Source organism: Flavobacterium sp. FlaQc-52 (genome assembly GCF_044007495.1).
Classification (GTDB): Bacteria; Bacteroidota; Bacteroidia; order Flavobacteriales; family Flavobacteriaceae; genus Flavobacterium; species Flavobacterium cupriresistens.
The window spans coordinates 46068-58163 of the sequence record NZ_JBIPCV010000016.1 but is presented as its reverse complement, the minus strand read 5'-3'; the positions used below and the strand labels follow the sequence as shown (position 1 = coordinate 58163).

Here is a 12096-nt window from a genome sequence, read left to right as displayed (position 1 = left end):
TATCAGTAAATTATTTAAAGAAATGGACACAGTAATCCCTCGTAAAAATAGAAAATTTAGAAACCTCACAATACTAATTGGTGTTTTTTTAGTTTTGGCAGCACTCTTCTTTTATTCGTTTAGCACTAAAAGAAGTCTAAACGTAAAAGCAAATGAACTGACTGTGCAACAAGTTGAAAAAGCTTTTTTTGAAGACTTCGTTGTTTTTCAGGCCAAAGTAGAACCTTTGAATGTGATGCTTGTAAATGTAACCGAGGGAGGATCGGTAAAAGAAATTTTTGTAGAAAATGGCGCTATGGTTACCAAAGGACAATCTTTGGCCCGCTTGTACAATCCAAATACAGAACTGAACTATCTGACTCAGGAAACAGCCATTATTGAGCAAATCAACAATCTGAATACAGGTAAACTGAATATTAGAAATCAGGAATTGAACTTAACCAAGGATTTGGTTTTAATTGAACATGATTATAATGACGCCAAAAGATTGTATGATATGAACTCGAAATTGTTTGCCAAAGATGTGATTTCGAAAAATGACTGGAATACCTTTAAAGAGGGCTTGCGTTTTCAGGAAGAACGAAAAAAGACGATTCAGCAAAGTATTCAAAAAGAAAAGGCAAGCAATCAGGTTCAGATTTCACAAATCAATCTTTCGATACAAACTATGGAAAGAAGTCTGGATATTTTGCGAAACAACAAAAAGAACTTTTTGATCACAGCTCCTGAGTCCGGAAGACTGACTTCATTCGAACCTGTTCTGGGAAAAACATTCCAAGCTGGTGCCAGCATCGGAAAAATAGATTCTAAAAAAGGATACAAACTCATTGCTGATGTGGATGAATTTTATCTGGAAAAAGTTCGTGAAGGTTTAAAAGGTCAAGTCGAATTTAAAGGAAAAAATCTCGAAGTTTTGGTAACCAAAGTTATTCCGGAAGTAAAAAACGGTCATTTTACAGTAGAATTAGCTTTCACTTCTAAAGAAAAAATTACATTACAAGACGGCTTAAGCTTTGGAGTAAAACTAATTTTATCCGAGAAAAATAAAACTCTGGTCATTTCAAAAGGAAGCTTTAATCAGGAAACTGCCGGAAAATGGATTTTTGTAGTCAAAGGCAATAAAGCCGAAAGAAGAAATATTAAACTAGGACGCGAAAACCCTTCTTATTATGAAGTTTTGGAAGGTTTAAAAGAAGGCGAATCTGTGATTACTTCTTCTTATACGGATTATAAAGATGTTGAAGAATTATCGATTAGCACTGAGTAGTTAGTTTTCAGTCACATTTTACAGCTAACATTTTACAGCTAACATTTCACAAATAACAAATAACCACCAATCATCAATCATCAATCAAAAAACGTTTTTTAACAACAACTTACACCTTAAAAATATGATAACTATTGAAAATTTAACCAAAGTTTTTAGAACCGAAGAAGTAGAAACCTCTGCTTTAAGCGGCATTAGCTTAACCATTAAAAAAGGCGATTTTTTAACTATTATGGGGCCTTCAGGTTGTGGTAAATCGACTTTACTAAATATAATAGGATTACTGGACAGCGCCTCTGAAGGAAGTTATAAATTACTGGATCAGGAAATGATCGGCTTAAAAGAAAAAGGAAGAGCGCAGGTTCGCAAAGAAAATATTGGTTTTATTTTTCAAAATTTCAATTTAATTGATGAGCTTTCAGTTTACGACAATATCGAATTGCCTTTGCTTTACAACAATGTAAAAGCTGCTGACAGAAAACCAAAGATCGAAGCCATTGCAGAAAAACTAAATATCTCACACCGTTTAAAACACTTTCCGCAACAGCTTTCAGGAGGTCAACAACAAAGGGTTGCCGTAGCAAGAGCCTTGGTAAACGACCCTAAAATTATTCTTGCCGATGAGCCAACGGGAAATCTGGACAGTAAAAACGGTAATGAAGTAATGGAACTTTTAACAGATTTGCACGCTAAAGGCGCTACAATTCTGATGGTTACCCACTCTGATTATGATGCTTCTTTTTCGCAAAAAACAATTCACATGAAGGATGGGGTTATCTTCTCTGAAAAATTAAATCAGAGAAATGTTGATGTTTTTATGGACGCTAAATAAAAATCAAAATGATCAAATTTATTGTAACTGCAATTTTAATCCTGGTAGGATTTATCTGCAAAGTGATGACTATAGAAAATAAAAATACAGTTTCGGTTTCGGCTTTAACTGAGCTAATTATAAAAGGATAAACAATGATTTCTAACTGGTTCAAAATATTTATTTATCATTTAAAGCAAAACAAATTGTTTTCGTTTTTGAATGTTTTAGGGTTAAGCATTGGAATTGCGAGCATTATTTTCGCCATTTTATATTGGAATAATGAACATTCTTATGATCAATGGAATCCCGAAAAAGAAAACACTTACATGGTACTGAACAAGATTGGCAGAACAGGCGATACCTGGGGTTCAAACTCCATTCCGTTTGGAGAAACTTGTAAAGCCACAATTCCCGAAATTGAAAAAGTATGTTTTTTTAATACTTGGTACGATGAGGATATTATTAAGTACAAGAGTCAAAAATTATTGGTTAAAAAAATTACTGCCAGTGATGAGAATTTTTTTGATTTTTTTCCTTTCGAAATCTTAAAAGGTGCTAAACAAAATATTCTAAAAGAGAAAAATAGTGTTGCTGTTTCAGAGGATCAGGCCAAACTGCTTTTTAAGGATGAAGATCCTATCGGTAAATCTATCACATATGGAGGCGCAAATTATACTGTAAAATCTATATACCGCATTACCAGACCCTCTTCAATGGAACCAAATTATGTGTTTAGCGGTGTAAAAAGAGAAGGTGATCAAAACAGCTGGGGTAATTTTAATTATGGTTTACTGATCAAAATTAAAAAAACCGCGGACGCATCTCTTGTTTTGAAGAAAATGCAAAATGTAAATTATGTAAACCGAACTTTAAAAGATGCTAAGGAAAATGGACAAACTCCTGAGCAGTATCTAAAAGAAAATGGTGAAATAAAAGTAATAATCGATCAGTTAAAAACGTCTCGATTATATGGCACAAAAAGCGCAGCAGGCCAAAACTATCCTGAAGGTGTCGGTAATCTGAAATTACTTTATATCATGGGAGGTTTGTCTCTTTTGATTCTGGTTTTATCATTGGTAAATTATATCAATTTAGCAACCGCATCAGCAATCAAACGTGCTAAGGAAGTAGGTGTACGTAAAATTGTCGGGGCTTCAAAAAGTCAGATCATGAGGCAATTTATATTTGAAACGGCAATCATTGTTCTTTTAGCCATTTTGTTTGCCTTGGCCATTGTAGAACTTTCACTACCTTACTATAATACCTTCTTAAACAAAAATTTGACTATGAATGGTAGCGAATTTTATCTGCAACTCATTTTTATTTTTGGATTAGTAATTGTCTGTGCAGGTATTTTTCCCGCCATTTATATTTCAAATTTTGAAACCCTAAAAGTTTTAAAAGGGAATTTTTCAAGAAGCAAAAGTGGAATTTGGGTTCGAAATTCGATGCTTATTTTTCAATTCGGAATTGCAACATTTTTCATCATTGGTGCCTTAATTGTCAATGCACAGGTTGATTATATGACAAACAAAGATCTTGGATTTAGTGGTGATCAGATAATTTCCATTCCGTTTAACAAACCGGATCGCTTGAGAAGAACAGAGCAGTATTTGACAGCAAAGCAGGAAATCAAAAAAATACCCGGCGTTATAGATGTTTCCACATTTGCCGGTTCTTTTGGGGGAAGCACAAGCTCCAGTTCGGGATTTAAACACAATGGTATTTTTGTACAGCCACGAAATGTCGAAATGGATTTTGGCTTCCTGGATATGATGAAAATTAAAATCGTAAAAGGACGTGATTTATCTCCTCAATTTGCCTCTGACACGGTAAGCAATATGCTTATGAATGAAACATTGGTTAAAGCTTTAAATATAAAAGATCCTATAAATACAATTATAACATCGGGTTGGGGAAATGAAAAAGGCAATTTGAAGTTTAAAATTGTTGGAGTTGTAAAAGATTTTAATGTTAGCGGCTTACAAAATAAAATTCCACCAATGGTTTTCATCAACCTTAAAACTTTAAAATGGAATAATTTTAATAATATTCTGGTAAGAGTTTCTCCAAATAATATGACCGAAACATTAGACCAATTAAGAACGTATTGGAATAAAAATGTAAACCCGGATTATCCTTTTGATTATGAATTTGTAAACAAAGGATTTGCTAAAACATTTGAGGAACATGTAAAACAAAAAAATCTCTTCTTTATTCTAAATATGGTTGTAATTATAATTGCGATCTTCGGATTGTTCGCTTTGGCATCCTTTTCGATGGAGAGAAGATTAAAAGAAATTGCCATCAGAAAAACATTAGGAGCTGAAACTGACATTTTACTGAAAGAATTATCCAAACAATATATTTTTTACTGCTTACTAGGTTTTGCAATTGGAATTGTTCCCGCCTATGTTTTATTGCAAAAATGGCTGGAAGATTTCGCTTTCCGAATCGGAATTTCATTTGTTCCCTTTAGTATTGCCTTACTTTCTTTGTTGGTTTTAACACTCCTGATTGTTTTAACCAAAGCCTATCAAGTCACCAAAATAGATATATTGAAGTATTTAAAATACGAATAGACTTCCTGTTTTTTTTTAAAGTTTTCAGTCCCAGTCTCAGTCTTCAGTTCAAAACTGAGACTGAGACTGAGACTGGGACTGAGACTGACACTTGTAGACCATTACCATTTTTTTTATCTAAATCCGACAGGTTTCAAAAACCTGTCGGGTTTGTTTTTTTAACGTCGTAAAAAATTATTTCATCGTAACTGAATCTGAATACAGTAATTTATCTAAACTTTCGTCTCTTCCGTAAACGTCAGGAAAGAAACTGATTTCACCATTATCATTTACCCACGAGGTAAAATAACCAATGTAAATCGGGATTTTTCTTTTAAGCATACAAGTCGTTTCTTTCTCCCCGCTCATCGCAGTATCAATTTTATCGACAGGCCAGTCCGGATCGTCTTTTAAAATAGCAAGCGCCAGATTTTTTGCTTCTTTTACATTGATACAACCATGACTGAACGTACGTTTTTCGAACTCAAATAAACTTTTTGCAGGTGTATCATGCAGGTAAATATCATTTGGATTTGGAAACATAAATTTAACCAGTCCCAACGAATTTTTAGGTCCCGGTTTTTGTCTTACACGACCACCGTTCCACTCCATATTATGATCTGCCAAATAGTTTTTATCACTGGCCATCTGAAGTTTTAATTCGTTTTTAATAATACTGGTTGGCACATACCAATACGGACTGAAAACAATTCGATCCATATTGCCGCTAAAAATTACCGTTTCGGTCATTCGGGTACCCACAAAAATATCCGATACCAGATCATATTTTCCATCCTTCACATAAATCAGTCTAAAAGAAGGAATGTTTACCATAATATATTCGCTGGCCTTAGAAAGTTTAGTAGGGATCCATCTGCAACGTTCCATATTAAGCATAATGGTTTTTATACGTTTAGAGATCGGTTCATTCAGCTGATCAATATGCTCTTTCGTTAAAGCATAGTTTAACTTCAGACCGTATCTTTTTTTGTAGTTCAACACTCCCGCCATAAGCTCTTCGTCATAAACATCACTTTTAGAATCCTGAGCAAGATCTCCAACCACAAAAAGACGTTGTCTTACATCCTTTATCGTATTGGAAATGTCAAAAGGTTTTAAATCTTTATAAGTCGCCGCATTAATCGAAATGGGCTGCCACAAATTATCAGTCTCAATTTTTCGGTATTTTTTTAATGCTTCTTGAAGTTTGTAATACTGACCGAATAACAGATTATCATCTTTATTTAAACGATTGGAATCTACAATAAGCGAGTCCAGAATTTTGGGATACGAAATAGTTTTGGCCGGAAGATACCACCCAATTTTCTTGAGCGTTGCCGGATCTACACCCGAATAAACGTTACTGGCGTAAAAAACGTACATATTGGTAAGCAGTAATTCGGTGTCGAGCTCCGTTGGTTTTTCTTCCGAGCTTTCATTAAAAGCCTCATCAATCTCGTCTTTATAAGGCATTTTATTTTCTATACCCTGATCTTGTAATACGTTTACTTTCTGATAGAGCAAATTCCCAAATTCAGTGATGTTTTTCTCATCATACCAAATCGATTTGTAATTTCTTTTGGTATAAATATCCAAAACATCCTTCTTGTATTTCTTTAGTTTGGAATATTTTTTAAAAAACTGCTCTATAGAAGCGTCGTCAAGAGAAACTGACTGAAGACTCTTTTTAGGAACAATCCCATTTTCAATATTGACCGATGTATTCTTCGCTTTTATTTCATCAACATCCAATGATGTAAAAGAAAACACTAAAAAACTCATCGCAATAATTACAGTGAAAGAAGTAAAATTTCGCATACTTTTACGGATTAAATTTTTAGAACTTTGTTTAATTACAAAAACATTAAAAAGCTATAAAAACTTCTGAAAAACAAGTTTTTAACATTTTCGGAATTACTTGGAAATCATCAATTTGGGGTACTCAAATATAGCCAAGATTATTGACAATTAACGCATAAAATCTTCTAAATTAGTGTGCGGTTTTTTCTGCTTAATTAAAAAAAACAGTCCCTAAAACAATCTGTAAAAAAACAACTGTTTTTTTTGAGTTCTTAAAGACGAGAACTTCAAGTTACCTAGAATCATTTTGAACAATCTCGCTATCAACAAATCCAATCTAAAAAAAGTTAAAATTCGAACATAATCCGTTATCTTTGCACTCTGAAATCAGTTTAAATAAAAACAGTTTTTAAATTAATTTCGCTCAATAGAAAAACACGACGTTAAAAATGAAATTAGACAGAAAAGAAATTCTTAAAGCTCTAGAAACAATTACTATAGCGGGAGAAGGAAAAAATATGGTTGAAAGCGGAGCTGTAGCCAATGTAATTACTTTTGGCGATGAAGTTGTAGTCGATTTAGTGATTCATACGCCTGCTATGCACATCAAAAAAAGAGCTGAAGATGATATTAAAAAAACAATTCATGAATTAATATCACCTGAAGCAAAAATTAAAGTAAATATTAAAGTGGAAACTCCTGAGAAAAACGAAATTAAAGGTCGTGCTATTCCGGGAATTAAAAATATAATCGCCGTTGCATCCGGTAAAGGTGGTGTTGGAAAATCTACTGTTACTGCAAATTTAGCTGTAACATTAGCAAAAATGGGCTTTGCAGTTGGTATTTTGGATGCCGATATTTATGGACCATCAATGCCAATTATGTTTGATGTAGAGAATGAGAAACCAGTTTCGACTACTGTTGACGGGAAATCGAAAATGAAACCGGTTGAAAGCTATGAGATCAAAATACTTTCTATCGGCTTTTTCACCGCTCCAAGTCAGGCGGTAATCTGGAGAGGTCCAATGGCTTCAAAAGCATTAAATCAAATGATATTTGATGCAGACTGGGGAGAATTAGATTTTATGTTAATCGACTTACCTCCGGGAACAGGTGACATTCACCTTTCAATCATGCAATCGTTACCAATTACAGGAGCTGTAGTGGTAAGTACACCACAAGCTGTAGCTCTTGCTGATGCAAAAAAAGGAGTAGCGATGTTTATGCAGGATAATATAAATGTCCCTGTTTTGGGAATTATAGAAAATATGGCGTACTTTACACCAGAAGAATTACCTGACAATAAATATTATATCTTTGGACAAGAAGGGGCTAAAAACCTGGCTGAAGATCTAAATGTTCCTTTCTTAGGTGAAGTGCCAATTGTACAATCTATTCGTGAAGCAGGAGATTATGGTCGCCCGGCAGCTTTGCAAACAGCTTCAGTAATCGAGACTGTTTTTGAAGAGATTACTCGAAATGTTGTACAAGAAACAGTAAACAGAAACGATAGTTTACCTGCTACAGAAGCCATCAAAATTACAACTATGGCAGGTTGTTCAGCAGTAAAGAAAAATTAGATAATTTAGACTATGCTATTATTGGACAATGAAATAATTCGATAATGAGACAATTCGGCAATGAGATAATTCGATAATGAAATAATTGGTATCATCACTAATTCACACATTTTCTAATAGGCACATTTTCTAATTGACACCTCTTCTAATTAACACATTCTCTAATTGACACATTTTCTAATTGACACATTAAATTATGACAACAGAAGAATTAACAAGCAACGTATTATTGGCTCTTGACGAGATCAGACCATTTTTAAATTCTGATGGAGGAGACATTACACTTATCTCTATTGACGATGACAAACATGTCAAAGTTCGTCTTGAAGGAGCATGCATTAGCTGTAGCGTGAATCAGATGACTTTAAAAGCTGGAGTTGAAACGACAATAAAAAAATACGCACCACAGATTGAAACTGTAGTAAACATCATGTAATCAAAACATTGTTTTTGCAAGTTTTTCAGTTTCAACAAATTAACAAGAATAATAGGCCTTAAGCTGTTTTTATTTGAATAAACCAAAAAAACATTCAGAAAAACGCTTGTTTTTGCGGTTTTATCAAAAAACAACACAAAGATTTAAGAGATTTCATTGCGTTATTGTTACATAATTAACTTAAATTTGTGACATAACCCTTAAATCACAAATCTTATGAGAAATTATTACGCTCTAATTTTATTGTTATTTTTTGTTTCAGTAAGCCATGCACAACAAAGCCAAAAAACCTTAGTAGTTGACAAAGCCTGGGTAAATGACTCTGAAGAATGGTCGGATTTTAAATATGCAGGACAAATTGTATTCTCAACCAATGCAAGCAACGAAGAAGGAACATTAAGAATTGGCAATTATGATTTTTTATATGATATCTGCGAAGGAAAAGCTAAATTTGCCAACAAAGCAACATATAGCGCAGCAGAATTTGCTCATCCAAGAAAAGTTTCTGTAACGACAGACAAACAAGGAGTTGTAAATTCAACTTACGAAGGAACTTTAATCTTTCAAGCTGATAAAGATTATTATTCCGTAATTGCTGTAGTTACTCTATTGGAGAAAGAAGGAAATATGCTGGGAGTAAAAATGCATTTAAAAGACAACAACGCAAGAGAATATGCTTTTAGTTTAAAACCTAACAGTTAATAGTAAACATCAGGATCTGTTCACGTTTTCAAATCCGAAGTAAGAAAAATTCCAACAATTAAAATGGATGTATTAATAAAGATTAAAGATCGAGAAGGAGTTATACACGAATTACAGGCTCCAACTGATATGGCAATGAATATAATGGAGTTATGCAAAGCATACGAACTTCCTGTTGAAGGAACCTGTGGGGGAATGGCAATGTGTGCTTCCTGCCAGTGTTATGTACTGAATGATGTTGCATTACCGGAAATGGGAGATGAGGAAGAAGCCATGCTTTCGGAAGCATTTTATGTTAAGTCAAATAGTCGTTTAGGCTGTCAGATACCAATCACTACAGATCTTGAAGGATTAGAACTAGAATTAGCACCAGAATATTAAAGTATAAAAAAGCGGGAATCTAATAAGAATTCCCGCTTTTTTTATGTCAAATAAAAGTACACCTTATTCTGGATCAAGTTCGAAAATTATGGGAAGTAAAAATATCGCAGAGTCGCAAAATCGCAAAGTTTTAATGAAAAAGCAGAAAAACTTTGAGACTCCATGACATTTTAAAAAACCCAAAGTAAGAAAGAAGAAAACAGAAAGGCGAAACTTAAAAATAAAAAAACTTTGCGTCTTTGCGTCTTTGCGAGATCGTCAAAGCGAGAAGTTGGGAAATAGGTACTTAAAAAAAGCATAAGATCTACTACTTCTAACAAAAGGAAATTTCTAAAAATTATCCCACAATTTTTGAACTTGATCCCTTATTTTTACCAATTAACTATTATTCAAATCTTCCGGATTAAAAGGCTCAAATTCTCTTTCAGAAAATGCCTCTGTCAAAATTCCGGATGAACATAACCAATTTATTGTCTCTTCAAGCGTATCCCCGGCTTTATAAATCATTTCTTGATGTCGTGGCAAAATATAGTATTCCTTTTTAAATAAGATGATTTCATCTCCATCAAAGGTATCTCCAACTCTGATTGAGCTTAAAACTTCTTCTTTAGTCAAAACATTTTTCCCTTCATCCCAAAACCAATATTCTGTTATACGATCTCTCCAAGCTGCAATGGTTACTATTATTGTTTCGGGAAGAAAAATTCGCACATAGGTCCCTCCAAGGATTCCACTGCCATATTTTAAGACATACTCCTTATAGCTCTCATCAAAAACAAGGTCCAAAGTTTTTTCGCAAGCCAGAATTTCTTCATGCAAAGCAAGAAACAGATCCGTTTTATTCGTCTTATAGTTCGGGATTATTTTATACGCTTCTAAGTTCATTCCATTTGTATTTCTAATCGTTAAATATAGTTTTTTTCCACAAAACCAAGTTGAATCTCATAAAAAAACCGCAATCACATAGCTGTAATTACGGTTTCTTTTTTATAACATTCTTCTTTAACCTCTGATCCCTAAACCAAACCAGCTGCGATTAAGTACTCAGCAATCTGAATGGTATTTGTAGCTGCCCCTTTTCTCAAGTTATCGGCAACAATCCACATGTTTAAGGTGTTCTCCTGGCTTTCATCACGACGGATTCTTCCAACAAAAACATCATTTTTACCTTCAGCATATAAAGGCATTGGATAGGTAAAGGTGTCTATATTATCCTGAACCGTTACTCCGTCTGTATGGTGTAAAATTTCACGTACTTCATTTACATCAAAATCATTTGTAAACTCGACATTTACAGCCTCACTGTGACCTCCAACAACCGGTACACGAACTGCAGTAGCCGTAACACGAATCGTTTTATCTCCAATGATTTTTTGAGTCTCGCGAACTAACTTCATTTCTTCTTTAGTATACCCGTTCTCTTCAAAACTATCGCAATGTGGGATTGCATTTCTGTGAATTGGGTATTTGTAAGCCATTTCTCCCTGCGTTCCTGCATACTCGTTTTCAAGCTGTCTAACCGCTTTTACACCTGTTCCGGTAATAGATTGGTACGTAGAAACAATAATTCTTTTAATATTGTATTTTTTATGCAAAGGAGCCAATACCAATACCATTTGTATAGTAGAGCAGTTTGGATTTGCAATAATTTTATCTTCTTTTGTTAATGTCGATGCATTGATCTCAGGAACCACTAATTTTTTTGTAGGGTCCATTCTCCATGCCGAAGAATTATCAATAACAGTAGTCCCGGCAGCAGCAAATTTTGGTGCCCATTCTAACGAAGTATCTCCTCCGGCAGAAAAAACAGCAATATCCGCTTTCATATCGACAGCCGTTTGCATGCCTACAACTTTATATTTTTTTCCTTTAAATTCAATTTCTTTCCCTATTGATCGCTCAGAAGCAACAGGAATTAATTCGGTAACAGGGAAATTTCTTTCCGCTAAAACTTTAAGCATTACTTCGCCAACCATACCAGTGGCGCCTACAATCGCTATTCTCATTTTTATATTTTTAGTATGAATTAATGTAAATCTTTACACAAAAGTAGGTATAATAAAAAACAAAACAAGAGGTTCACAAAAAATAACAAAATGTTACAAATGAAACAAACGTAAAAAAACCGCCTCAGTTAAGAAGCGGTTAAATTAGACTTAGTGTAGCGGTATTTATTTTTTTAACAAATCTCTAATTTGCGTAAGTAACTCTTCCTGAGTTGGTCCTGCAGGCGGAGCAGTAGCAGCAACTTCTTTCTTTTTTGAAGCATTAATTCCTTTTATAATCAGAAATAATACAAAAGCAACAATGATAAAATTGATCAATGCCGACAGAAACAAACCATACTTAACACCTCCAAAAGCCGTCAATTCTTCGATTTTAGACAAATGTGCAGCTTCTAAAGCCGGCTTCAATAGCAATGGCGTAATTACATCGTCAATAAATGAGCTGATGATTTTACTAAAAGCAGCTCCAATGATTACACCGACAGCCAGATCAACCACGTTGCCTTTCATTGCAAATTCCTTAAATTCAGAAAAAAATCCCATAATTGA

Annotated in this window: 12 protein-coding genes; 8 read left to right on the top strand and 4 right to left on the bottom strand. The window is 34.0% G+C overall.

The genetic code is table 11. The features are described from left to right. Positions 1 to 22: 22 nt before the first annotated feature. The 4 genes from ACHRV5_RS21075 (at position 23) to ACHRV5_RS21060 (ending at position 4663) form a co-directional block, all read left to right on the top strand. A complete protein-coding gene (locus tag ACHRV5_RS21075; protein WP_395428065.1) occupies positions 23 to 1267 on the top strand; it encodes an efflux RND transporter periplasmic adaptor subunit in 1245 nt (414 codons plus the stop codon). A 124-nt stretch (positions 1268 to 1391) separates the two neighbouring features. Continuing rightward, the gene (locus ACHRV5_RS21070) at positions 1392 to 2099 is read left to right on the top strand and encodes an ABC transporter ATP-binding protein (protein ID WP_230004313.1); all 708 of its coding nucleotides are present in this window, start codon (positions 1392 to 1394) and stop codon (positions 2097 to 2099) included. 8 nt (positions 2100 to 2107) lie between these two features. Further along, on the top strand, positions 2108 to 2230 hold the full coding sequence (locus tag ACHRV5_RS21065; RefSeq protein ID WP_255663689.1) for a hypothetical protein: 123 nt from the start codon (positions 2108 to 2110) through the stop codon (positions 2228 to 2230). A 3-nt stretch (positions 2231 to 2233) separates the two neighbouring features. Further along, a complete protein-coding gene (locus ACHRV5_RS21060; RefSeq protein WP_395428062.1) occupies positions 2234 to 4663 on the top strand; it encodes an ABC transporter permease in 2430 nt (809 codons plus the stop codon). 174 nt (positions 4664 to 4837) lie between these two features. Here the strand turns inward: ACHRV5_RS21060 and ACHRV5_RS21055 are convergent, their stop codons facing one another. Continuing rightward, the gene (locus tag ACHRV5_RS21055; protein ID WP_395428060.1) at positions 4838 to 6460 is read right to left on the bottom strand and encodes a murein L,D-transpeptidase; all 1623 of its coding nucleotides are present in this window, start codon (positions 6458 to 6460) and stop codon (positions 4838 to 4840) included. 431 nt (positions 6461 to 6891) lie between these two features. Between ACHRV5_RS21055 and ACHRV5_RS21050 the strand changes: the two genes are divergently transcribed. From ACHRV5_RS21050 to ACHRV5_RS21035, 4 genes are all read left to right on the top strand, one after another. Continuing rightward, a complete protein-coding gene (locus tag ACHRV5_RS21050; protein WP_047777675.1) occupies positions 6892 to 8022 on the top strand; it encodes an Mrp/NBP35 family ATP-binding protein in 1131 nt (376 codons plus the stop codon). 196 nt (positions 8023 to 8218) lie between these two features. Continuing rightward, on the top strand, positions 8219 to 8458 hold the full coding sequence (locus tag ACHRV5_RS21045; protein WP_026982674.1) for a NifU family protein: 240 nt from the start codon (positions 8219 to 8221) through the stop codon (positions 8456 to 8458). Between the two features lie 216 nt (positions 8459 to 8674). After that, on the top strand, positions 8675 to 9160 hold the full coding sequence (locus ACHRV5_RS21040; protein ID WP_047777673.1) for a hypothetical protein: 486 nt from the start codon (positions 8675 to 8677) through the stop codon (positions 9158 to 9160). Positions 9161 to 9223: 63 nt separating this feature from the next. After that, on the top strand, positions 9224 to 9541 hold the full coding sequence (locus tag ACHRV5_RS21035; RefSeq protein WP_047777672.1) for a 2Fe-2S iron-sulfur cluster-binding protein: 318 nt from the start codon (positions 9224 to 9226) through the stop codon (positions 9539 to 9541). Positions 9542 to 9919: 378 nt separating this feature from the next. Here ACHRV5_RS21035 and ACHRV5_RS21030 read toward each other — a convergent pair whose 3' ends face one another. From ACHRV5_RS21030 to mscL, 3 genes are all read right to left on the bottom strand, one after another. Further along, entirely contained in the window at positions 9920 to 10426 is a 507-nt protein-coding gene (locus ACHRV5_RS21030; RefSeq protein WP_395428058.1) for an SMI1/KNR4 family protein, read from the bottom strand. Between the two features lie 131 nt (positions 10427 to 10557). Then, positions 10558 to 11547 (bottom strand): aspartate-semialdehyde dehydrogenase, encoded by a 990-nt coding sequence (locus ACHRV5_RS21025; protein WP_047777668.1) that lies wholly within the window; start codon positions 11545 to 11547, stop codon positions 10558 to 10560. 165 nt (positions 11548 to 11712) lie between these two features. Next, complete coding sequence (mscL, locus tag ACHRV5_RS21020; RefSeq protein WP_395428056.1) at positions 11713 to 12090, bottom strand: large conductance mechanosensitive channel protein MscL; 378 nt, start codon at positions 12088 to 12090, stop codon at positions 11713 to 11715. Between the last annotated feature and the right edge of the window lie 6 nt (positions 12091 to 12096).

Coding starts and splice junctions, on each gene's coding strand:
- ACHRV5_RS21075 (WP_395428065.1), top strand. CDS start 23: ATGGACACAGTAATCCCTCGTAAAAATAGAAAATTTAGAAACCTCACA.
- ACHRV5_RS21070 (WP_230004313.1), top strand. CDS start 1,392: ATGATAACTATTGAAAATTTAACCAAAGTTTTTAGAACCGAAGAAGTA.
- ACHRV5_RS21065 (WP_255663689.1), top strand. CDS start 2,108: ATGATCAAATTTATTGTAACTGCAATTTTAATCCTGGTAGGATTTATC.
- ACHRV5_RS21060 (WP_395428062.1), top strand. CDS start 2,234: ATGATTTCTAACTGGTTCAAAATATTTATTTATCATTTAAAGCAAAAC.
- ACHRV5_RS21055 (WP_395428060.1), bottom strand. CDS start 6,460: ATGCGAAATTTTACTTCTTTCACTGTAATTATTGCGATGAGTTTTTTA.
- ACHRV5_RS21050 (WP_047777675.1), top strand. CDS start 6,892: ATGAAATTAGACAGAAAAGAAATTCTTAAAGCTCTAGAAACAATTACT.
- ACHRV5_RS21045 (WP_026982674.1), top strand. CDS start 8,219: ATGACAACAGAAGAATTAACAAGCAACGTATTATTGGCTCTTGACGAG.
- ACHRV5_RS21040 (WP_047777673.1), top strand. CDS start 8,675: ATGAGAAATTATTACGCTCTAATTTTATTGTTATTTTTTGTTTCAGTA.
- ACHRV5_RS21035 (WP_047777672.1), top strand. CDS start 9,224: ATGGATGTATTAATAAAGATTAAAGATCGAGAAGGAGTTATACACGAA.
- ACHRV5_RS21030 (WP_395428058.1), bottom strand. CDS start 10,426: ATGAACTTAGAAGCGTATAAAATAATCCCGAACTATAAGACGAATAAA.
- ACHRV5_RS21025 (WP_047777668.1), bottom strand. CDS start 11,547: ATGAGAATAGCGATTGTAGGCGCCACTGGTATGGTTGGCGAAGTAATG.
- mscL (WP_395428056.1), bottom strand. CDS start 12,090: ATGGGATTTTTTTCTGAATTTAAGGAATTTGCAATGAAAGGCAACGTG.